Source organism: Helicobacter saguini, assembly GCF_000762875.2.
GTDB lineage: Bacteria > Campylobacterota > Campylobacteria > Campylobacterales > Helicobacteraceae > Helicobacter_A > Helicobacter_A saguini.
Window position 1 is genome coordinate 163,022 of record NZ_JRMP02000004.1, and the last position, 23,043, is coordinate 186,064.

15 protein-coding genes are annotated in these 23,043 nt (G+C 34.1%); 7 read left to right on the forward strand and 8 right to left on the reverse strand.

What is annotated here, in order from left to right; genetic code table 11:
• Positions 1-5: 5 nt before the first annotated feature.
• The gene (locus LS64_RS03845; RefSeq protein ID WP_034572796.1) at positions 6-1,166 is read right to left on the reverse strand and encodes an ATP-binding protein; all 1,161 of its coding nucleotides are present in this window, start codon (positions 1,164-1,166) and stop codon (positions 6-8) included.
• A gap of 135 nt (positions 1,167-1,301) precedes the next feature.
• On the opposite strand from LS64_RS03845, the gene LS64_RS03850 reads away from it, so the two are divergent.
• Positions 1,302-4,217, forward strand: coding sequence for an MMPL family transporter (locus LS64_RS03850; protein WP_034572793.1), 2,916 nt, complete (start codon positions 1,302-1,304; stop codon positions 4,215-4,217).
• Positions 4,218-4,242: 25 nt separating this feature from the next.
• On the opposite strand, the gene fabG is transcribed toward LS64_RS03850, so the two are convergent.
• On the reverse strand, positions 4,243-4,986 hold the full coding sequence (gene fabG, locus LS64_RS03855) for a 3-oxoacyl-ACP reductase FabG (protein WP_034572791.1): 744 nt from the start codon (positions 4,984-4,986) through the stop codon (positions 4,243-4,245).
• 82 nt (positions 4,987-5,068) lie between these two features.
• On the opposite strand from fabG, the gene LS64_RS03860 reads away from it, so the two are divergent.
• A complete protein-coding gene (locus tag LS64_RS03860; RefSeq protein ID WP_052062782.1) occupies positions 5,069-7,516 on the forward strand; it encodes a tetratricopeptide repeat protein in 2,448 nt (815 codons plus the stop codon).
• Between the two features lie 28 nt (positions 7,517-7,544).
• On the opposite strand, the gene LS64_RS03865 is transcribed toward LS64_RS03860, so the two are convergent.
• From LS64_RS03865 to LS64_RS03890, 6 genes are all read right to left on the reverse strand, one after another.
• Complete coding sequence (locus LS64_RS03865) at positions 7,545-9,230, reverse strand: N-6 DNA methylase (protein ID WP_034572785.1); 1,686 nt, start codon at positions 9,228-9,230, stop codon at positions 7,545-7,547.
• 91 nt (positions 9,231-9,321) lie between these two features.
• Positions 9,322-9,966 (reverse strand): riboflavin synthase, encoded by a 645-nt coding sequence (gene ribE, locus LS64_RS03870; protein ID WP_034572782.1) that lies wholly within the window; start codon positions 9,964-9,966, stop codon positions 9,322-9,324.
• A gap of 81 nt (positions 9,967-10,047) precedes the next feature.
• On the reverse strand, positions 10,048-12,177 hold the full coding sequence (locus LS64_RS03875; protein WP_034572779.1) for a protein phosphatase 2C domain-containing protein: 2,130 nt from the start codon (positions 12,175-12,177) through the stop codon (positions 10,048-10,050).
• An 18-nt stretch (positions 12,178-12,195) separates the two neighbouring features.
• Positions 12,196-12,876 carry a vWA domain-containing protein gene (locus tag LS64_RS03880; protein ID WP_034572776.1) on the reverse strand — a complete coding sequence of 227 codons (681 nt, stop codon included), beginning with the start codon at positions 12,874-12,876 and terminating at the stop codon, positions 12,196-12,198.
• 76 nt (positions 12,877-12,952) lie between these two features.
• Positions 12,953-14,386, reverse strand: coding sequence for a hypothetical protein (locus tag LS64_RS03885; protein ID WP_118949181.1), 1,434 nt, complete (start codon positions 14,384-14,386; stop codon positions 12,953-12,955).
• 222 nt (positions 14,387-14,608) lie between these two features.
• The gene (locus LS64_RS03890; protein WP_034572770.1) at positions 14,609-15,562 is read right to left on the reverse strand and encodes a chemotaxis protein; all 954 of its coding nucleotides are present in this window, start codon (positions 15,560-15,562) and stop codon (positions 14,609-14,611) included.
• Positions 15,563-15,687: 125 nt separating this feature from the next.
• On the opposite strand from LS64_RS03890, the gene serS reads away from it, so the two are divergent.
• The 5 genes from serS to LS64_RS03915 all read left to right on the forward strand — a co-directional run bounded on the left by serS (position 15,688) and on the right by LS64_RS03915 (position 23,031).
• A complete protein-coding gene (gene serS, locus LS64_RS03895; RefSeq protein ID WP_034572767.1) occupies positions 15,688-17,037 on the forward strand; it encodes a serine--tRNA ligase in 1,350 nt (449 codons plus the stop codon).
• Positions 17,038-17,074: 37 nt separating this feature from the next.
• A complete protein-coding gene (locus LS64_RS03900; RefSeq protein WP_034572764.1) occupies positions 17,075-19,645 on the forward strand; it encodes a tetratricopeptide repeat protein in 2,571 nt (856 codons plus the stop codon).
• 237 nt (positions 19,646-19,882) lie between these two features.
• Positions 19,883-20,509, forward strand: a complete 627-nt coding sequence (locus LS64_RS03905; RefSeq protein WP_052062781.1) for a methionine ABC transporter permease — start codon at positions 19,883-19,885, stop codon at positions 20,507-20,509.
• A 92-nt stretch (positions 20,510-20,601) separates the two neighbouring features.
• Positions 20,602-21,732, forward strand: coding sequence for a glycosyltransferase family 9 protein (locus LS64_RS03910; protein ID WP_052062571.1), 1,131 nt, complete (start codon positions 20,602-20,604; stop codon positions 21,730-21,732).
• 162 nt (positions 21,733-21,894) lie between these two features.
• A complete protein-coding gene (locus LS64_RS03915; protein ID WP_052062570.1) occupies positions 21,895-23,031 on the forward strand; it encodes a hypothetical protein in 1,137 nt (378 codons plus the stop codon).
• The last annotated feature ends 12 nt before the right edge of the window (positions 23,032-23,043 follow it).

Genomic DNA, 23,043 nt, shown 5'->3' on the forward strand with positions numbered 1-23,043 from the left:
ATAGGTTAAGTATTTAAAATAAGCGAGAGATTTGCAAACTCAATGATGTTTGTTTTAGAATCTATGGTGTGGTTTAGATTCATTGTGATGGCGATGATTGTGAAGTTTTGCAATGCTTGAGTAGATTCTAAACTTGCTAAAGAAACTTCGTTTTCTAAAGAAACTGCGTTTTCTAAAGATTCTAAGTTTTTAGTGGTGGGTTTTTTAGAATCTAATTTGTTATTAGCCTTACGAAATGCCGATTTTATCGCTGCTACGCGACTTTTAATCATATCAATGCTAGCAAATGGTGTGGATAAAAAAATGTAGCCAGATTCAGTATCAATAAAGTCACAAAGCTCGCTATACACGAGATTAAAGCCCATTGAGATTAGCTCCAAAAAGACCATATTTTCAAAAATCGCACTAAATCTTTTATTCTCACAAAACTCGCTAAGTGAGAAATCACAAAAATATAGCTTAAAATTTTTATTGCCATTTTGCGTAAAATTATCAATATGCTCGCAGGTAAAAATAACGCAATTTTTTTGCCAAAAAGTTATGAGTTCATAGATTCTATCTTTTGAAACTTTGATATTTTTCTTTAAAAACTTATAGATTCCATAAGTGCTAGTTTTCTGCCCTTGCAAAGCTAACATATAATAAAAAATAAAAAAATCCCTCTGTAATGCACACTTTAAAATATCCCATTTTCGCTGCGTTTTCTTAAAATCATCCACAAACAAAAGCTCAATATTATTACCCTGTTTAATGAAATTTGCAAGATTAGATTCAATACTTGTATTTTTTTTATCAAAGCTTAAAAATTCTTCAAAACTTAAACCTAAAAGGCAAATTTTATCAAAATCCTTAGGAGCATTCTCATAATCACCGATAAATATACATTTAGAATCTAGTTTCAAATTTCCTAAGAAATTAGCCTTAAAATTATCAATTATTACTAAATCATATTTATTAAGTTTCAAATTTTCTAACTCTTTGTTTTTAGATTCTATAGAAATTAGCATATCCAAATTTATATATTTTACATTATGAAATTTTTGTGCGTGATGCAGGGCAAGGCAAGTTTTCCCACTATGGATACTACCATAAATGTAACTTTTATCACTAAAAATACTAATATTCCTAATTAGAAAATTTTTAAACTTATTGCTATCTTTTATCATAATTTTTCATTCCAAAATCTTAAAAATTTTGCTATATAATAACAAATTTTATAGAAAATTATGAATTTTTGAATATTAAATCTTGTTATTTTGTGTAGTTTGGCTCAAAAATTGTCTTAAAAATGAAGGTGAAAAATGTTTCGTTATATCAATTTTATATTGTTTTTTATCGCGGCTAGCCTGTATTTTGTTTTTTTTTATCTCTATCCAAATAATAAAATTACGCAGGAAGTCCTTGATTTATTTCCACAAAATGAGGACAGGCAAATCATTGATATTTATAATAAATTTGCGGATAGCAAGTATATTTTTGTGGCAATCAATGGCTTTGATAATGCGGCGCGTAGGGAGCTTGACGCCTTTTTATCGCGTGTAAAAAATATTGAAAATGTGCAAGATATTTTGATTAAAAAACAAGCAAGTAAAGAAATGCGTGATTTTATAGCACAAAATTATTTTTATATTGCAAATATTAATACTAATATGCTAGAAAGTTCTAAAAATCATAACTCTATGATAGAATCTAGTTTGACAGAATCTGCTTTGGAAAAAACATCCGCGTTGGAAAAAACGGAGCAAATTCGCAAATTAGATTCTAAAGAAATGGAAAATATTATTTTAAATAATTTGGATAATTTGAATAAAAGTATTAATAAAGCTATGAATAATGAAACTTTAGAATCTAATGTGTTAAGCGGCGATAAAACTTCTAATAATATAGAATCTAGCACACAAAATAACTTGCAAAATTCGCAAGATTCTAATATAAAAAGTTCTAAAGATTCTAATATTGACTTAGACCATATTGATTTTGAAGAAATTATCGCAAATAGTGGTTTTAATCCGCTTGACCCTTTGGGTATTTTTTCCTTGCCAAAAGGAGATTCTAACTTTTTAATTGCCAAGGATTATGGCTATGCAGCACTCATTGAGATGAAAAGCGTGGATGAAAAAGATGTTAAGAAAACTTTAGAATCTTTTAAAGAAATCACAAAAGATTTTCCACAGATTCGATATTTTTCGCAAAATTTTATGGGCGTAGAAAATTTGAACTTGATTTTAAAAGAAGTTTCATTTTTGCTAACTTTTGCATCCATTGTCTTTATCGCTTTATACTTTATTATTATTCGCATTCCTTTGCTTACGATTAATACGATTTGCACCCTAATTGTTGCAAATATCATAGCTATTTTTGCTGTAAGTTACATTTATCCTAAGGTTACGATTATGGCACTTAGCTTTGGGATGGGCGTTAGCAATATTGCGATTGATTATATGATGCACCATAACTTTTTTGGGCTTTATACTCTAAAAAAGCCAACTTTTAATAAGCCCGTTTTTTATGGCTACATTACCACGATTGTGGGCTTTGGCGCGTGTCTTTTTATTCCTTTTCCCTTGCTTACACAGCTCTCGCTCTACGCCATTATTTCGCTTACTTTTTGCTACATTAGCTTTGCGTTTATTTACCCGCGTATCGGCTTTCCAGCACCACGTCTGTTTTTAAAAATGGCGAATTTACGCGCTCCTGTGATTAATAGTTGGTATTTTTTCATTGCGGCTGTGGCGATGTTTATTTTTTCTTTTTTGCATTTGCGACTTGATTTTGACTTAAGCAAACTTGATTATCAAAATAAGCCGATGTTAAAAGAACGTGACTTTTTTCAAACTAGCTTAGGTGGGCAAGATTCGCAGGTTTTGCTTAGTAGTGATAATCTAGATTCACTAATTTTGCTAACAAAAGATTTGCAAAATGCTATAAATAGTGAGATAGAATCTAAATTGAACTTTGAAGATTCTATAAGTTCTAAAAATCCTAACTTTTCACAAAATGATAGCGATGACAAAAATGAAATAAATTCGCCAAAAAATTCTAAAAATGATAACTTGCAAGATTCTAAAGATTCTATGGAATCCACAACACAAAAATCTAAGTCGCTAGTTTCTAAAGATTCTAAACAAGATTCTATAAAATCACCAATAAAAGATTCTAAAGATTCTATAGAATCTAAAGTCATAATCCCCCTTGCCTTAATGCCTACAAATGCCCAAATGAGCGAAAATAAAGCCCTTTTAGATTCTAAAAATATGCTAGAAAATAAGCAAACTTTGCAAAAACTTTTACCACATTTAAAGGCTAAAATGTTGCAAGAAAGTGCAGGGAATGAGAACGCCCAAGATTTTATAGAAAATCTAATCGATATTTTTACTGAATCTTATGAAATAGGTGAAGCCCCACAAATCACACAAAAAATAATCTATAACTTAGGCATTGATATAGTTATAGATTCTAGACTTAAAAGCGTAGAAAATACTAAAGATTCTAATATAGAATCTAGCGAAGTTACAGAATCTAAAAGTTTTTACTATCTAGCAAATATCCCTACAAAATATCTTTATATAGCACAAAATTTTCAAAAAGATTTAGAATCTAAACAAGATTCTAATAAAGATAAAAACTTAGAAAATTCGCAACAAAATAGCACTAAAAGTTCGCCACAAGTCCAAAATTCTATTCAAGATTCCATAACTAATACTTTAAAAAATTATGATATTTCTAATCTTATAGAATCTAATTCGCATATCCAAACCCGCAGCCTACAAGACTTTATGAATAATATCACTGATAGCATTTATAAGCCGATGCTAATCATTCTTACTATCGCGTTAATCCTTATGATTTGCATGGTTTTTATCACTTGTCGTGGCTCGTTTTTAAGCTCGATTGTGTTTATTTTATTCCCTTTGAGTGCCGCGCTGTGCGTGGTTACGGCTCATAGTGAGGTCAATATTATGCACCTTTTTGCGCTTTTGATTTTGGTTGTAGTTAGCGTAGATTACGGCATTTACTCCATTACGGAGGGGGATAATCCACGCACAAGCCACGCGATATTTTTCTCGGCAATCACGACTGGCGCGTCATTTGGCATATTTATAATTAGCAAGACAAAGGCGCTAAACTCCTTTGGCGAAGTAATTTTCACAGGAATGCTCTGCGTCCTATTTATGCTTGTTTTTCATAAAATTAAACCCAGAAATATTCAATCATAAAAAATCAAAAAGATTTACACATCCTTTACACATACAAGCCGCCGTTAATGCGGAGCGTTTCGCCTGTGATATATGCGGCATAATCGCTTAGTAAAAATGCTACGCCATAAGCTATATCGCTAGTTGTCCCAAAGCGTCCTAAAGGGATATTTTTCACATATTCATTCTTTACTTCTTCTTTTAAACCAGCAGTCATATCAGTTTCTATAAAGCCCGGAGTAATGCAATTAAATCGCACGCCACGCAAGCCAGATTCTAAAGCAAAGCTTTTTGTGAGCGCCAACATTCCGCCCTTACTTGCGGAGTAATTGACCTGCCCAGCATTTCCCTTTTCACCCACTATTGAGCTAATATTTACCACGCTTCCAAACCTTTGCTTACTCATCACCTTAAGAGCTTCGCGACAGCCGATAAAACACGACTTAAGGTTAGAATCTATTACTTGCATAAAATCTTCCACGCTCATTCTTAAGGCAAGTTTATCATTTGTAATACCTGCGTTATTTACTAAATAGCTAAGTTCGCCATCGCTATCTTTTATTAGTTCAATGGCGGTTTTAAAGGCTTCTTCATGTGCTGCGTCAAAGGCGATTACTGCGGCTTTCCCCCCACTAGATTCTATAGAATCTTTTAATGCGTTTGCACTATCTGGATTGCTTCTATAATTTATCCAAACTTTAAGACCAAAAGACGCCAAAACCTTAGCAATCTCGCTTCCTATGCCACGTGATGCACCTGTGATTAATACATTTTTACCGCTAAATTTCATTTCTACTCCTTAAAAAATAAATAAAATAATAGTATTATAAGCAAAAATAAATGATTTTATCTTATAATTGCGAAATAAAAAAATGCGAAATAAATATTTAAAGGTAAATAACTTGCAATTTAGATTCTATATTATTGCCATTTTATTCGTAAGCCACGCACTTTACGCCCTTGATATAAAGCTAAATTATGGTAGGGAAGAGAATGAAACCTTTGCGGTATTGAATCTGCGAAATGATTTCCCTTTTAGCTGTGAAGAGAGCCTTAAAATCACAGGCGATGTGGAGAAAATCACATGTCGCATTCAAGGCATTCCACAAAGTGGCTTTAACCCTACAAAAAGCTCAATGCTAACCTTTAGCTACAAAATGGAGCCAAAAGACCCAAACGCAAAAGACCCTGATAAACGCAATATGGCGATTGAAATTACACCTTTAAATAACGCAAAGCTGAAACTTTTTAGCGTTTTTGGTGATTTAAAGACTGAAAAGCCCATACCTGTTACACGCGGGAGTGAATCTAAGAGCTATCAAATCGTGGCATTTTATAAAAAGTTGCCATTTTTGCACCCGGAGGATAATTTAGAGAAAAGAGATTCTATAAATTTCCCTGTTAGCATTCCAAAGACTTCTACGCCTATCATTAGTGAGCTTGATATAAATCGTAAGCCGCTTGATTACAAGGCTGGTAAAGATTTAGAAGAATTTATGGAAATACGAAATTTAATGAATCAAAAGAAATATCAAGACGCTTTGGAGCGTATCGGTAAGGCGGTGAAAACCTATCCAAATAGCCTTTTTATCAAAGATATGATTCACTATGCAATCGTGGCTTTATCGCATAATAATGACAAGGCGTCACAAGACTATCTAATCGATGCGGGTGTAAAGTGGGTTAAGGCTTATGCAAGTGATGATAATGTGCCTGAAGTAATGTATCTTTTATCAAAAACATTTTTAAAGCAAAATAAGGCAAGGGACGCACAATATTATCTAACGCGTTTAAGAGATGAATATCCAAACACGAAATATGCAGCACTAGCTAAAATGCAAATCGCAAACATGCTAAAAGCCCCAAGCGATATGAAACGCGCTCCATTAATTTATAGAGAAGCATATAAAGAAGCAAAAGATGTGGATACGGCAGCACAAGTGGCAGTATCATGGGCTAGATTTTCCATTCGCAATAAAGATTTTGCCTTTGCAAATGAATTATTTAATAAAGTCTTTAGCGTTTTCCCAGCATATTTTCTAATCGATAAAGATGAAAGCTATGAAATCATTAAAGAGCTAGAAGAAGAGGAGCAATGGCAACCAGCCGCACAAATCGCAGGATATTTAAGCGGCTATGTGGATGTGAAAAGTGATAAACACGCCGAGCTTTTAAATAAAGCCGCAGATTATTATGCAAAAATAGGCGATTTTGATAAAGCACATAAGTTGAATCAAGACTTTTTACACTATCATCCTAGCCATAAACTAGCCGAAAATGTGCGTGCGCGTGATAATAGCCTACTTTTTGAAGTAAGTGGCGATTATAACTCAAAAATGCAGAGATATGATTCAATAATTGCTAGTTATCCAAATAGCGAGTTTAGCAAAAAGGCTTATGATTTAAAGGCGAAGTTGTATTTAGAAAATAAAGATTATGAAAAGATTGTGGAAATGCAGGATTACTTACCGCCAGATTCGCCCATTTTGCAAACGGCTATTGATAATGAAGTCTTAGCATTTTTAAATGAGAAAAATTGCGATGGCGTAGCAGGTGTGCTAAGTCGCGCGTCTAAAGTCACGCTAAATGTAGCTCAAAGCCTTGAAGCCTTTCAATGTTTATATGATAAGACATCATATCAAAAGGCACAAGATTTATTCTCCGGGCTAAATAAGCATATAAAAGATGGCGATAACCAGCTAAAATGGCTATATTTAGAATCTAATACGCTTTTTGCCTTAGGTCGCAATAAAGAAGGCATTGTAGCAGGGAAAGATGTCCTAGACTTAGCCTATGCTACAGGGAATAAGCAGTATTATGACATTGCATTTAAGATGTTTAATGCGTATTATAATGACGAGGGAACGCGATATGAGGCTTTGAATCTTAGTAAAAAAATGGATACTTGGTTTCCAAATGATAAAAGGATGATAAATGTGCATTTTACGCTTTTAAATGAAGCCCAGCATAAAGGCGACCCTTTGGCTCTTAGGACAGAAGCGGCGACTATTATGCGATTACAGAATCTAAATAAGGATTATAGCTTTAGTCCGTATGTGAATTTCATTCATATTAACTCACTTGTGGATGAAAATAACTATAACGAAGCTTTGAAAGAGCTAGACGTGGTGAATAATTTTCAGCTTACAACAGAGGATAAACAACAAAGATTCTATAAAATCGCAAATATTAACTACACACTAAAAAATATGGACGCAAGTAAAAAGGCGCTTGATGAATGCGTAAAACTAGGCACTACAAACTCATGGGGAATGCTATGCAATAACGCCCTTTCCCTCCACAACCCCGGCTTTGAGTAAGATTTTTTCATAGATATATTTTATAAATCTAGCTTTGCTTTAATCGCTCTAGGCGTGCTTCAAGTATTTCAAAATCTGCTTTCAATTCCTCGATTTTTTCCATTTTAGCCCGGCTTCCCTTTAGGAAATTAGGCGGGATTCTAATCTCAAGTAGCTCATTTGTATAAATCATCCCATCGCCACTTTTCTCATACAAATCACTCAAAATCTCAAATCCAGCCGTAGAAAAAAAATAACAATAAAGCCCCACAGCCTCGCTCTTATCCCGCAGTCGCAGTATCAAAATCCCCGCATTTGCCACCGCGATAAAGCTATCGACATTCTCATTTAGGATGGTCATTTTAGGAATGATTCCCCTTAAACTAAGCAAAATATCATACGGACGCAGGCGATATTTGTGAATCTTGTGCAAATCGCCTTGTGTTTTTTTATTCTCAAAATGCGTGCTAAAGCCGCACGGCGCGAAGTCCGCAATGCCAACATCATAATACTCAATCATAGAATCTTTATTGCTCCCATACACGCGCTGTCCGCGGAAAATCTCCACATTCATATCGCCAAGCCGCAGATTATCGCTACTCTCTTTGGCGTTTGACATATAATAACTCGCGCGTAAATCGTGGATTTTGACCTCTTCTAAGTTCGTGATTTTGCTAAAATCGCCCTGTTTTTTAAGCTTAAAAATCTCGACAATCTCTTGAATATTCACAAGCTGATTATACTTCCCATCCTTTATATAAAAGTGCGGATGATTCGCATTAATATGCAAAATATCGGTGTTATTATGCGATAAAACAAGGATTGAAAAGTCATTTGCCTGATTTGGAAAAATGTTTTTGGGTAGCTCGATTACGGCTTGTATCATTCGCTCTTTGACTAGCTTTTCGCGTAGTTTTTCCTCTAAAAAGCTTTTTTGCAGGGTTTGATTTCGCACGATGAAGACGCCGCGATTTTTTAAATGCGCTAAGGCGTGGGTTAGAAATACAAGTTCTGGGTAATTTTTGGCTAAAATGCCGATTTTGCTAAACCTTTCATCCTCTTTTAGTTGCTCTACGCCCATGTGTGCGTAAAGTGGCGGATTGCATATCACTTTGTCAAATTCTTGCAATTTGTCGTCAATTTTGAATACGGGCTGTTTTAAAATGTCATTTACGCACAAATGATACTCTTTTATGCGGCTAAATCGCGCGATGAGCTTGGCGATATTTAGCAATCGCTCATCCAAATCCTCGCCATAAAGCTTTACATAAGGGTTAATGCTGCCTATGCTAAGGAAAATGCTGCCGATTCCATAGCAGGGATTATACACTTCGTCATTATCGTGCAATTCGAGTAAAAGCACAAGTAGGTCATTTACTTCTTTTGGTGTGGAGTAATAATAGAGTTTATTTGTAGTTCGCTTTTGTGAAATTATATGCAGGAATTGTTCTATATCTTTGATTTCGATACTTGATGTAGATAGGACTTTTAGAACTTTTAGCACATTTGCGTTATTATTTATGGGGACATATAATTCATCGCCAATTAAGCTTTTCAAACTAGATTCAAAGTCTTCTTTTATGGGCTTTCGCCTGTGGGCTTTGATAATCAAATCAGCAATGCCTTCAGGATTCTCACGTTTAAAGACAAAAAGCTCCAGCATAATGCTCAAAACATCGAGTATATCGGAATGGTAACGTTTAAGATAGTCAAAACAATCTAGTAATTTTTTCACACACAAACCTTATATTTTGCTTAAAAATATAATCTTTATAACAAATGCAAATTTTTTAAATACGTATTATAGCTAAAATTTGTGTAAGATTTTAGTAACTTAACGCGATAGAATCTAAAAGCTCTTGACTAAGATTAGATTCCATAATTTTAGATTTAAAACCCTTAGAATCTAGCATTTTTTCAAGCACACTTACCACACTTCGCGTGATTATATCGCTCTCAATATTTACGCGCCGAGCGACTTTGTAGGTGCTAAAAAGCGTATTTTGCATTGTGTGCGGGATAATCACAAGGGTAAAAAAATCAGCCCCAACCGAATTTATCGTCAAACTGATGCCATCCACGCACACGCTGCCCTTTGCAACCATAAATTTCATAGAATCTTGCGGCACTTTGATAGTAAAAACGCACTGATTGCCCTGCCTTGAAATCGAAGAAATCACGCCCACGCAGTCAATATGCCCCTGCATAATATGCCCATGCAGCCCATCACTAAGCCGCAGGGCTGGCTCGATATGCACGCGTCCTTGCAGGTTTTCAGTGGCGATAGTTTTTGCCGTATTGCTAGCTAGTTCGACACAAAAGCTATCTTTTTGCGTTTGTATCGCTGTTAAACACGCACCATTTACCGCGATACTATCGCCTATTTTTGGGTGCAGACTAGATTCTATACACAAAATATTATTTGCATAGAATCTAACCAGCCCAAACTCGTGCACAAGCCCACTAAACATCTTTTTCCTTTTTGTGTGTAAAATTTTTAGAATAAAATATAGATTCTATAATTTTATGGTTAATCTTTATATATTTAGATTTTAAGCTTTTTGTCGCAAGATTGCTATGCTGCAGTCATCAAAGCTTTTAGTTTCTTTGACCTTTTCAATTAGCTCTTTTATGGAATCTTTTGGGGATTTTATGCGGTTTTCTAGTGCGGGGGCGAATTTATTTTCGCGTTTGATTAAAAGCCCTTCGCTGCTGCCATCGCTCATTAGCACAAATGCTTTGATGTTTTTTTCTTTTACATTTCCTCTTGTGATTTGCAAAAGTCTTGCCGCGCCCTTTGTGGTGACGAAGTAGGTCTCGTTTGCGTGCTCGCCGTTATCGCCGCTGCTTACCACTTTCAATGTCTCGCCATAAAGCGCCCCGATTGTCCCATCGCCCAAATGCCCTATTAAGCACTGCTCGCCCTTAACTGCTACAAATAAAAGCGTGCTGGCTAGGTCTTTTAAAACGCAGGTGCTATTTTCGATTTCTTTTTTTATAGAATCTAGGCTAGATTCTATATCTAGGCTTGGGATATTTTGCAAGTTTTTGGTGTCTGCGTTAAATTCTTTGCATAAATTTTCGCAAGTTTTTCGCGTTTTTTCTAGTGAATTTATCGCGTTTTTAAAAGAATCTAATCTAATAGATTCTATATCTTTTAAATCAAATTCGCTTTTTTTGCTATGCGTTGAAATATCGTTTATTACGCTATTTTTGGCGTTATTAAATTCGCTTTTTTTAGAATCTAGCTCGGTTTTTAGACGTGAGTTTTCAATGATTTTAGTATCTAACTCGACCTTTCTTGTGTTATTAGAATCTATATTAGATTCTATATTTTTAATTTCTTTTTCCACATCACTAATGGCAGATTCTATTAGCCCTTTTTGTCTATCTATGCACTTTTTGTAGGTCGTGATAAAATCTTGTATTAGCCTTTCAAATCGCTTTTGTGTTTGGATAAAATGCAAATGCAATTGCGTGCTATTATCCTCTATTATATGCGGATATTTTTTCACTTGATTTTCTAAATTTTTAGCGTATTTATCCATATTCATATACACATCTTCAAGCGTATCTAAAATCTCGCTTCCTATGTTTTCTAGCTCATTTAGAATCTCGCTAATTTTTTTAGCATTAGCATTTTTTAGTGTCTGCATTTTAGATTCTAATTGATTTAGGATAGAATCTAGCTTTTGTGTGTCGTTATCTATTTTCTTTTTGATATTTTGTTGGATTGTTTGGACACTTTGCAAATCTTTATCTTGTTTGTCTTTATCGTGTGTAAAGAAATTTTTAACTCCATTGAAAATAGATTCTATAAAACCCCTATCTTTATTTGCTATTTTTAAAACTTTTCTATAGATTTTTGTAGCATCTTTTATTTTGCATTCATAAGCATATTTACTACGTTGCAAGTTTTTTTCAAATCTTGTTAGATAATCTCGTTTTGCATTCTCACTTTTTTGCCTTTCCAAATCTTTTATAGAATCTTCTTTTTTTACCTTATCATTTTTTAAAGTAGTGATTTTAGATTCTATATTTTTTATCTCATTTCTTATTGCATTTTCACAATCAAAACTAAGTTTTGTTAAATCAATAATTTTCAAATTAGATGCTATATTTTTTAGAATCTCTTGGATATTTTTTCCAGCTTGCAACTTTAGTTCTTTTGTTTTAGAATCTGCTGTAGATTCTAAGTTTTTGACAATAGATTCTACGATTTCTTGACGGACATTATCGATATTTTCACTTGTATAATATTTATCAAAATTCGTTTTTAATAAATCTGCCACAAGCTTGGTAGTAGTATCCGCGCCAAAGTGTGAGTGTTTAGCGCTACCAGCGCCATCACAAAGAGTAATAATAGCAATATTAGAATCTATAAGCCCAAAGGCTCTATCTTGGCAGGGCGTATTTTTTTGCACGTGGCTTCGCCCTTGACTCTCATACGTGATAGCTTCATACTTGCTGTCTTTAGATTCTATAAAATCTAGTTTAGAATCTGTGTTTTTAGAATCTAAACCTTTAGCTTGAGTAGGCTTTATGCTACTTATACTAGGTTTATTTATAGAATCTTTATTGCTACTTGTAGGCATAGGCTTTACATTTGTAGGACTTGCAAATGAATTTCCATTATTTTGCACGTCTGTATATGCTTTGTTTGCTCTGTGTTTATTTGACATATTTTTCCTTTAATTTGCTTAAGGTTCTACACTAGCCCAATCATCTGTGCTTGATAATTGTATAGTTTCGCCCTCTTTTGAATTTGAAGTAATAGACACACTTTGACTTAACCATTGAAAAAACTCTTTAAAGTTTAAGCCCTTTAACTTAATAGGTCTACGTTTTGGTGAAAACTCCTTTAGAATATTTAAATTAGCATCTTCTACGCCAATAGGGAAAATAGTAAGTTTTCTATTGTTAGCTAAATCGCTAGTCCGTCTTGCAGCACTTTGATAATTATCATGTGGCTCACCATCTGTGATTAACACTAGCCATGGTTGGAAATATTCCACGCCACTTTCTTGATATTCTTTTTTACGCGTTTCTAATAAATCAAGAGCTAAATTTACCCCTTCACCCATATGCGTAGAATCCCCTTCTGTGCTAAATTGTGGCGACATCTCACCTATAATGCTTTGGAAGTCTTGCACTTTATTTGCATGACTTGCAAAAGTAACAACACACACATCTGCGGCTTGTTTTGCTTGTAAGTCATCATTTATAGCTTCGTAAAATAGCTTCACACCCTCATTTAACTGCTCTATAGGCTCACCCTCCATAGAACGACTAACATCTAAACATAAGCACACAGGGACACGCTTAGTAGGATTATCCGCCAACTCATCATCTCTTATCTCATCAACTACATTTTCTGCCATTTTATTTCTCCTAAAATAATTTTAAGCAACTAAGCTTAAGATAACAAATTTATAGAATCTAGATTCTAAAATGTTGCTATATTAAACCTATTTCCTTACAAAGTCTTATAAAAATTTTGCAACATTTTAGCCATTTATCAGGTCCTAAAATCTTATTTGCACTTGCATATTTTCCACCTTTATTAAATGTGTTTATAAAAGCATCTTTAAGCGTAGAATCTAGATTATTCCAGCAATTTTTACCCTTTTTAGGCACTTTACTAATATCCAAATATGGGAATATTAATTGTTTTTGTGCTTCTATACGAGTTAAAGACGTTTTGCTATCGTAAGGATAAACACCTAAATGCAAAATCATAAAAATAAAAATGGATATTGCATAATAGTCATCAGCCAAGATTCTTGGAGTATCTTTCATATTCTTTCCTGAATATGTTGGATGCAAAAACTCTGGAGAACCAACAGGGCAAGGATACCCATCAATTTGAAAGCTATCACAATCGATAATATATACATTATCTTGCAAGTCAAACATTATATTATCTAGCTTAATATCGCCTATAATAATGTTGTGCTTATGTAGTTCAATTGTGATATTTAAAAAATTAATACACATTTTAACTAAGTTTTTATATTGAATATTTGGATAAGCCTGCTTTCGTAATAAAGGGCTACCTAAAATATGATTAAACTCTTTTCCATTTGCTCTATTCATTAAAAAACCAACACAATCATTGTTTTTATTAAATACCCTAAATAATGGCAAGCACACATAGGGTCTAATTTTAGAATCTAACCTTAATTTTTCAAATTTCTTAAGCTTCTCAAATGTATAATTTTTAGCTTTTAACGTATTCTTTTCTTTGGGGTCGTCATTTTGTTTATAGATTTTAGCTAATAAATTTACATCAGTTTCATAAATATTACCTTCGCCTTTTCCATTTATTCGCTTTCTTAAAGTTGTTTGCTTGGTCGTGTTGTTATCGCTATAAGTCACTTGGTCATTTTCTTTTGGTATTTTTCCATTTATTTTAACATTCCTTTTGTCTATGCCTTTAGTATTTTTTCTTTCAGTTTGTGATTTTTTTGGTTTTTGTTTAGCATATTCGCTAAAGCCACTTTGGCTTAAAAATAATGCTTTATGTTGTTTATAATTTAGGACTTTATTACCATTTATTTTATTTGCCACAAATACAAGTATGCTTTTAGAATCTTTTAAACATTTATCTAAAGTCTCTATGCCAATTTCTACAATATAAACCTGCATAGTAAAATATTTTTTATAAATATTAGGCTTTTTTGTACGGATAACATCGACTATTCCCTTTGGTATATAGATACGTTTATCAATGTTATCTTCTTGTTTAATTTCATCTAATATAGGAACTAACATATTTTTATAAATAGAATCAAAGTTTTTCTTACCTAAAACTGCACCATCAATCAACAAAGTATTATAACTGAGTATCAGTTTTTTTAGATTTTCTTTATTCAGCACGTTTTTACTCATGCTAATCCTTTGTTTTATTTTCACTTGTTTTTAAACTAGATAAATTCTAACATACTTTTTAGACAAAAAAAAAAAAAACAGATTTTTTGAAATTTTTTTGCAATTTTTGCATTTTGTGGTTACAAAAAGTAACATTTAAGGTTCAATGTTATTATATTAGCAAGAAAAGTATAAAATAATAAGAATAATATATTATAAAAACAGCTCTTATATTTAGATGCTTTAAGCCTCGAGGGCTTCGCGCAAGGCGTCTTCGATTTCAGCGGGTTTTGATTTTGTAATAAAGGCGTTTGCTTTAAGCGTTTGCGCCTTTTCGATATTAGAATCATTACTCATTGATGAATTGACAATCACAGGTAAATTCTTAGTATTCTCATTATCCCTAATATGTTTTAACACTTCAAAGCCAGAAATTAAGGGCATTTCTAAGTCTGTGATAACCGCGCCAACGGTAGGAATCACACCCGGGCTATAAAGATAGTCTAACAAAGCCTTGCCATTTGGGAAAGTAAAGCTACGCAAGCCTAGCTTATGCATAATAATTTGCAAAGATTTTTGGGCTGGTTTAGAATCTTCTGCAATTAGTATCACCTTATCACTATTTATAGGTTTTAATGCGTCAAGCTCTAAGTCGCTGCCATCTTCTAAATGTGGGAACGCATCAACTAGCATTCGCTCCACATCCATAATCTGCACGACTGAACCATCATCAAACTTCGTTGTAGCCGTGATTTTATTACTCCCATCAAAGCCATATTCACTTCCTACAATGACTTCATCCCAGCTGCGTTGTATAATTCGTTTCACGCCTAGAATCTTTAGTCCAACGGTAAATTGCGAAAAGTTACATAAAATTACTAAGGTTTTATTGCCCTGCACTGAGTATTGATGTAAGTCGCGTTTTGGCTGGGCTGGGTTGTAATAAAGCCATCGGCGCATATCAACAAGTGGGATACTCTCGCCACGCACGGTTAAAAAGCCGATTACTACGCCATCATTATTCCCCGCAGTCTCCGTTAAATCTCCATCATAATAAATAATTTCTCTTATCTTAAAAACATTCATCGCATAAAGCTGGACATCCTTTTCATGCTGACTATCTTCAAGCGTAAAACACAAGAATTGAGCTTCATTATTCAAATGCAAAGAGGTGGTTTTATCAACTTCATTAATCAAAATAAAACTCCTTAATTTTTAATGTGGTATTTTAACAAAAAATTACATCATTTTTGATATAATTAGAATTTTTTAAAAAATGTTTTATAGAATCTATGGAAATGTAACGATTTGTAGGATAATTTATGATTGACACAAAGCTATTATTAAATGATTTTGATTTGGTTGAGAAAAATTTGCAAAGTCGCAATTTTGATACTGCGTCTTTAGAATCTTTGCGAAATTTTGTCGCTAATTTTAAGATTCTAAAACAAAATACTGAATCTAAACAGGCACTTCAAAATAAGCTCTCAAAGGAATTTGGGGAGTTAATGCGTTCCGTTTCTAAAGGCGGCGTTAAAGATTCTATAGAATCTAAAAAGCAAGAATTAGATAAATTAAAAGAAGAATTAAAAAAAGATTTGAATCTTGTTTCTTTGCAAGAAACGCAGTTGCGTGATAAGCTATTAAATATACCAAATTTGCTAGATTCTAAAACGCCTTTTGGAAAAGATGAAAATGATAATGTGGAGATAAAAAAGATTCTATCTCCGCGTGTTTTTGACTTTACGCCGAAACATCATTATGAGTTAGCAGAAAATAATGGCTGGATAGATTTTAGGGCTGGGGCAAAGTTAGCTGGGGCGCGTTTTAGCGTTTTGCGTGGGATGGGCGCTCGTTTGAATGCGGCTTTGATTCAATATATGCTAGATTTCAACTATAAAAATGGCTTTGAAATATGCTCTGTTCCTATAATTGTAAATGAAAATGCAATGCTAGGCACAGGGCAGTTTCCAAAGTTTATTGATGATGTTTTTGCGATTAAAGATTCAAATATTGAATCTAGTTTGCAAGATTCTAACGATTCTAACCTATCGCCCACCCACCACTCTAATAATGATATAGAATCTAAAGGACACAACTTTTATCTTATTTCAACTAGCGAGATTTCACTAACTAATCTTTACCAAGATGAAATAATAGATTCTAATCTTTTACCGATTAAACTTACCGCTGCTACGCCTTGTTTTAGAAAAGAAGCGGGGAGTGCCGGTCGAGATACACGTGGAATTATTCGCCAACATCAATTTGACAAAGTAGAATTAGTCGCAATCACAACGCAAGAGCAAAGCGAAGAAATGCAAGCAAAAATGGTAGAAAACGCAAGTAAGTTATTAGAATCTTTAGAGTTACCACATCGCTTAATGCAGCTTTGCAGCGGTGATATAGGCTTTTCCGCGCGTAATACTATTGATTTAGAAGTGTGGCTACCCGGACAAAATTGCTATAGAGAAATTAGCTCAGTTTCAAATTGTGGCGACTTTCAAGCAAGACGTGCCAAAATAAGATATAAAGAAAATGGCAAAAATAAACTAGCCCATACGCTAAATGGCTCAAGCCTAGCAGTAGGACGAACTTTAGTCGCAATAATGGAAAATTTCCAAAAGCAAAATGGCGAGATTGAAATACCAAAGGTTTTACAAAAATATTTATAGAATCTAACGATATGTAAAAAAAATTTAGGAAAAAACTATGGCAGAAAAACAAGATGATTTATCACTAGATGATTTAGCTCCAGCGGAGAATACAGGTGGTGAAGCCACGGCTAAGCCTGCTGAATCTAGCGAAGATTCTAAAGATTCTAAAGATTCTAAAAAACCAAAAAAGCCAAATAAATTTTTATCACTTTTCACGCCTTTAGAAAATTTCGCTAAGGATAATGCTAAGGATATCCCCGGACTAAGACAGCTTGATGAAAGGCTTAGTCCAAATCAAAAACGTGGAATCTTAATCGGTGTAATCGCCCTATTTATCATTATTTTAATCGTTGTGTTAATCTCAGTATTTAAACCAAAACATGATGAAGAAGATTCAGTAGGAATGGCTACGTCAAGCTCATCCCAAAGTGGCGGCGGTGCGACTCAAAGCGGAGCAAACGCAGTGGCTTCCCAAAGTGGTAGCCTAGATTCTAATGGTTCTGTGAATCTGCCTGACTTACCAACAAATATTACGACAAAACCGCCCATTGTAGATAATAAAAACCTAGAAACAATGATACAAAAAGCCGATATGCTTTATAAATCTGGCAATAAGCAAGAAGCATTAAATCTATTTAATCAAATCGCTTCATATTCAAAAGCAATTGCAAACTACAATCTTGGCGTAATAAATACAAAATCAAAAGATTATGAAAAGTCAATGGAATATTACGATAAAGCAATCGAAGCAGGTGAAGACATAGCTGTATCCGCTATAAATGCCGCCGTATCCGCCTTTCGCGCTGGTAATATGGAAAAATATCAATACTATTTAAATATCGCAAACACTTATGCAAATCAAATGAGTAACCTACCGCCATACTCATATTCCTACGCGCTAAATCAATATTATCAAGGGCAGTATTTTGAAGCGCTCTCGCCTTTGAATCATGAAAGCACAAAAGAATTTGACAAAGATTCTAAACGCCTTGCGGCTAAACTTTACACCCTTTTTAATGATAATAAACAAGCCTATGATAATCTAAAAGCGGTAGCAGAGCGGCAAGATGAACTAGCACTAGGTCAGCTACTAGCAAGGCAAGGCAGTCTAAATGCGGCGCGCGGGCATATCTATAATTATTTATTGCAATATCCAAAGGATTGGCATGCTAAGATGAGTATGCAAATTGTCGCGTTGAAACTAGGCGATTTTGTCGAGGCGGCTGGGCTAATTGATGAATTTGCAAATGAACATAGAGAAAATAATATCGCAAATCCATATCCTATAAAGGCACGTGTATCGCCTATGATGTTTGATGTGGAGATAGCCCAAAGCGAGTTTTGGAATCGTTCGTTTGAACACTCGAATTTACTAACTAGCAAGATTCTATTTTATTACGCGCCATATCGCGTATTTGACGTGGATGAAGCCTTAGATATAATTTCTACCGGCGTTTTAGATTCTAAGATTAATCAAGGGAATTTAGAAGAGAGCCACGCTATTTTAATCAAGGGTGCGACAATTTCTACTATTAATACAAGCATAGCTCAAGCCCTAAAACGCATAAACCTAAATGACTTACGCGGTGGTATGGAGCTTATAAAAGAATATGTGAATGAAAATCCAAATCACGCCGTTTTGCATTATAATCTAGGGCTACTTTATGCGCAAATGGGCGACTTTGGACCAGCACACGCGCACTTCCTTCGTGCATATCACCTTGATATGACGGATTTGCAAAGTGGAATCTTTGCTATGATTACAGGTCGTTTGGTTTATCGCGATATTAACACACTAAGCCAAAATGTCGCAACAAGCATTAGTGAATCTAAGATGAATGCTACTGATTTAGACTTTTATCGCAAATTGAAAGATTGGGCAAATGACCCTAAAAAGATAGGAATCTACACACCAGCTCCGGGCGAAAATCGCGCTATTGCCCTAGCGTTTCAATCCATTTCAGCCATTCATCAAAGGGATATGAAAAATATTGTGGCTGGATTTGAGCGATTAAAGGCATATCAGCCAAGTGACGTCGTTTCAAACATTTTGCTAGATTTAGCCAAAAACTATGGCTCAAATGTGAAAAATTCCGCATTGAATCTGCAATATTTATTTAGAGAAGATTCTATGAATTTAGATAATGTTTTCTATGGACCAAATCTAGCGCGCGAGCTTTACATTTATGTAGGCTTTATCACAGGAAACTTAGCGCGGCAAAAAGAATTGTTAAATCAAAAGTTAGTTACACAAACTAAAAATCCAAATGGCTTATTACAAGCCTTAGCATTATTAAACATTTATCAGCAAAACTTTGATGAAAGTTATGCTATGTATGATAGGCTTATAAATGGCTTAAAAGAAGAGGATAGCAACACGCGTCTTTTAGGCGGCGTAGCAGCCATCGGTGCTGGGTATAAAAATGCAGCAACGCTGCTTTTGCAATTATCTAAAATGGATTCTAGTGTAAATTATGAATCTCGCTACGCCTTAGGACTTTTATACCAAGAAGCAGGGAACTACAACGCAGCAGCCCAGCACTACAACTCAATCGCATCGCAAGGCTTTCGAAGCGAATACCTTGACTTTATAATAGATGACGCCCGCGTCTCCACCCCGGAATAGATTCTAGAATCTAAATTACATTTTTCATAACAAAAAGGAAAAAATATTATGGAACACGAAGTAGTAGAAACTCCATGGATTCTAAAATTCATAGATTTACCAAAAAGTTTGATTGATAGCGATACAGAATCTTCGCTTGAAATCCTAATCTATACCATTTTTAGCAGCCAAGAAGTCGCCGCAAAAGTCTATCAAGTAACCGAAGCCGTGGGCTATGCGAGCCTTGAGACGCTTTATATGGTAGTGCTTTCCACATTTTTTGCCGTGCTTTTTGGGCTGCCTTTGGGGATGATTTTAAGCACGACCAAAAAAGATTCTATAAATCCCATGCCGCGTTTAAACGCCGTCCTTAGCGCACTTGCGAATGTTTTTCGCAGCTTTCCATTTATCATTTTAATTATCGTTGTGTGGCCACTTTCGCGTCTGCTTGTTGGTTCAAGCATTGGTCCAAATGCGGCGATTGTATCCCTTAGCATTGCGGCGATTCCCTTTGTGGCACGGCTTTTTGAAGGCACACTAGACGAGGTCAATAAAGGGCTAATCGAGGCGACTTTAAGCATGGGCGCAAGCAAACTCGCCGTAATGCGTATGATGCTTATGGAATCTATGCCAGCGTTGGTGAATACAATCACAATTTTAGTGATTTCAGTCATCGGCTACTCGGCTATGGCAGGCGCGGTAGGTGGCGGCGGACTTGGCACTTTAGCGTTAAATGAGGGCTTTAATAACGGCAATTTATCCGTGCTATACTCCTGCGTAATCGTGCTAATGATAATCGTGCAAGTGGCACAAAGCATCGGCGATTACCTATCAAATATGCTACGGTCTAGAAATTATGGAATCTTTAGGGTGTTTTTTAAGTAAATTATTATTAATGACATATTAATTTTATAGCTACAAACTTTCAAATTAGATTCTATAAATATTGAATCTAGAGTTTTTAAAAAGGAAAAGTTATGAATATTGGAATGTATAAGGCGGGGTTGATTGGCGATAGTATCGTGGCTTTGCACGCCATTTATGCCCTAAAAATCCTTTATCCAAACGCAAAAATCCATATTTATACAAATGATATTGGCGTGAGTGTTTATAAAAATTTTAGCTTTATAAATAGTCTTATAAATATCTCGCAAATGCCCATAGACTCGGTTATCGCCGATATTGATTCTAAAGATTTTACGCACTTTATTTTAACGCAACCAAATAGGTCGATTGCAAAAGTAATATTAAAAACAAAACTTAGGAAAATCATAACTTTTAGGACTTTTTTTACATTTTTTGAGCCGCGATTTAAAACTATCTTTTTTTCTCGTAATTTCGGGCATACTCCGCAATATAAAAGAAATCTAGCGTTGGTGCGACTAATTGATTCTAAACTATATGATAAAAAAATAAAAAGTATTGATTTTAGCCCTATCAGAATGCACTCGCTAGATTTTAATAAAGAGAAAATAAGGCAATTTTTAATAGAATCTTTTGGATTAGAATTTTATCAAAATATAGAATCTAAAAGTTATAAAAATCATAACTTTATAGAATCTAATTTAAAAGATTCAAAAGATTCTAAAAATCATAATATGTTAAATAAAAACTTCCAAGATTCAAAACTTATTTTAATAAATCCCTTTGTCCGCACCACTTTTTGCAACCTAACTCTAAATGGCTGGATAAATTGCATTAAGATTCTAAGTGATAATTATCCGCAACATCGCTTCGTTATCCCCACATTTAGCGGCAATCCTAGCATTGCAGAGCAGATAAAAATGTGTAAAAATGTAGCAATTTTTAATAACGACAGCGATTTGTGTAATATTGTAGCACTTTTGGAGTTAAGCGACCTTTTGATTAGCCCTAGCACAGGCATTTCGCACATCGCAGATAACCTTGCCGTGCCGATAATTTGGCTATGCTCCAAACGCGATACATGGCTTTGGCGTGGGGAAAATATGGACCCAGTTTTATTTGTTATAATGGATGAAACGCAGTGGGAAGTTAAGCCGCAAAAAGAGCGATACTACATTACGCAGATTCTAGTAAAATCTTATCATTTACTAGAATATGATGATGACGATGAATTTTTTGATTAAGAATTAAAAAATATAAAAATATTAAATTTTATAATTTTAGATTCTATAAAACTTTAAATATGATAATATTCCAAAAAAGTATAAAATTTTAGAATCTTATTATAATTTTGGAACATATTTTGAATATAATTTATAGAATCTAAATTACGAGAAATGCTTAAAATGTTACGAATATATACAAAAGTTTTAAACTTTTTTTTATTGTTACTTTTAGTAACCTTACTTGCTGCCTGTGCTAAAAAACCTACATACACGCTAACAATCGACATAAAAGAGCAGGTAGAAACAAAAAAACCAAGCATTCCATTTGCAACAAATAAAGAAGAAAGCAAAAAATGGTATGAGCAGTATTTTGAACCGATTTTAAAAGATTCTAAAGTTTCAAAAAAGTCACAGAGTGCCCTTGAATACGAAGAATTTGCTAGACTTTTTTTTGCAGATTTAAGTCAAATTGAATATGAAAATGATTTAATCGACACAAAAAAGCTAGTGCAGCCTGTGATTTTTACCACTTTTTCGCAAGATTTTATGCGTGAATATTTATTTATAAAAAAACAAGGCTTAGAAATAGCCCCTTGGCAAGATTTTAGTAGCAAGATTAATTTTAAGGAAAATATACAAAGCTCAAATTTTGTCTTACAAATCGCCGAAAAAATAGATGAAACTAATGATAGCGACAAAGTTCCAAATATTAGAACTTTACAGAATAAAAGTTACATAAATTTTAATAATGTAGTGCTTGGAAATTCACTTTTAAAAATCAATGATATGTATTATGGCAGCGATAAAGTGCTAGAAAAAAGTAGCGAAATCACAGGGCTAAAATCCTATCAAATGCCACGCGACTTGCAATCCTTGCTATATTATAGAATCTTATATTTTAAATATAATGAGAAATTTGAGAGCAATTATTTGCTAGATAGATTTTCATTTCTTTATCCGCAAGATACGATAAATGCACTAGATACTATATTGCAAAAAAAATTTGAGAGTGAAAATGAGCTAAAATCGCAATTTAGATTCCAAAATTTTGAGCCGACAAATCCCGTCTCTATCGCACAATGTAAGGGCGGTAGCGAGCTTTATCCATACAAAAAAGAGTGCATAAAAGTTATATTTTTATCATGGATTAGCTACTTGCAAAAAGAGCTAAGGGGTAGCAAATATGTCGCCCCCATCTACATAGATTCTAGGCTTTGCTTGCTTGTTAGTAGCGATAAAATTATCCTTTATTCACAAAATACAAGTAATTTCTGTGGTATGTTGTATAAAGAAAAAAACAAGGAATATACACAATAAAATCTTATGACG

Excerpts from the sequence above, each read along its gene's own strand:
- LS64_RS03860 (WP_052062782.1), top strand. The coding sequence starts at position 5,069 with ATGCGAAATAAATATTTAAAGGTAAATAACTTGCAATTTAGATTCTAT.
- LS64_RS03905 (WP_052062781.1), top strand. The coding sequence starts at position 19,883 with ATGGTAGTGCTTTCCACATTTTTTGCCGTGCTTTTTGGGCTGCCTTTG.
- serS (WP_034572767.1), top strand. The coding sequence starts at position 15,688 with ATGATTGACACAAAGCTATTATTAAATGATTTTGATTTGGTTGAGAAA.
- fabG (WP_034572791.1), bottom strand. The coding sequence starts at position 4,986 with ATGAAATTTAGCGGTAAAAATGTATTAATCACAGGTGCATCACGTGGC.
- ribE (WP_034572782.1), bottom strand. The coding sequence starts at position 9,966 with ATGTTTAGTGGGCTTGTGCACGAGTTTGGGCTGGTTAGATTCTATGCA.
- LS64_RS03910 (WP_052062571.1), top strand. The coding sequence starts at position 20,602 with ATGAATATTGGAATGTATAAGGCGGGGTTGATTGGCGATAGTATCGTG.
- LS64_RS03875 (WP_034572779.1), bottom strand. The coding sequence starts at position 12,177 with ATGTCAAATAAACACAGAGCAAACAAAGCATATACAGACGTGCAAAAT.
- LS64_RS03915 (WP_052062570.1), top strand. The coding sequence starts at position 21,895 with ATGTTACGAATATATACAAAAGTTTTAAACTTTTTTTTATTGTTACTT.
- LS64_RS03885 (WP_118949181.1), bottom strand. The coding sequence starts at position 14,386 with ATGAGTAAAAACGTGCTGAATAAAGAAAATCTAAAAAAACTGATACTC.
- LS64_RS03845 (WP_034572796.1), bottom strand. The coding sequence starts at position 1,166 with ATGATAAAAGATAGCAATAAGTTTAAAAATTTTCTAATTAGGAATATT.
- LS64_RS03880 (WP_034572776.1), bottom strand. The coding sequence starts at position 12,876 with ATGGCAGAAAATGTAGTTGATGAGATAAGAGATGATGAGTTGGCGGAT.
- LS64_RS03850 (WP_034572793.1), top strand. The coding sequence starts at position 1,302 with ATGTTTCGTTATATCAATTTTATATTGTTTTTTATCGCGGCTAGCCTG.
- LS64_RS03900 (WP_034572764.1), top strand. The coding sequence starts at position 17,075 with ATGGCAGAAAAACAAGATGATTTATCACTAGATGATTTAGCTCCAGCG.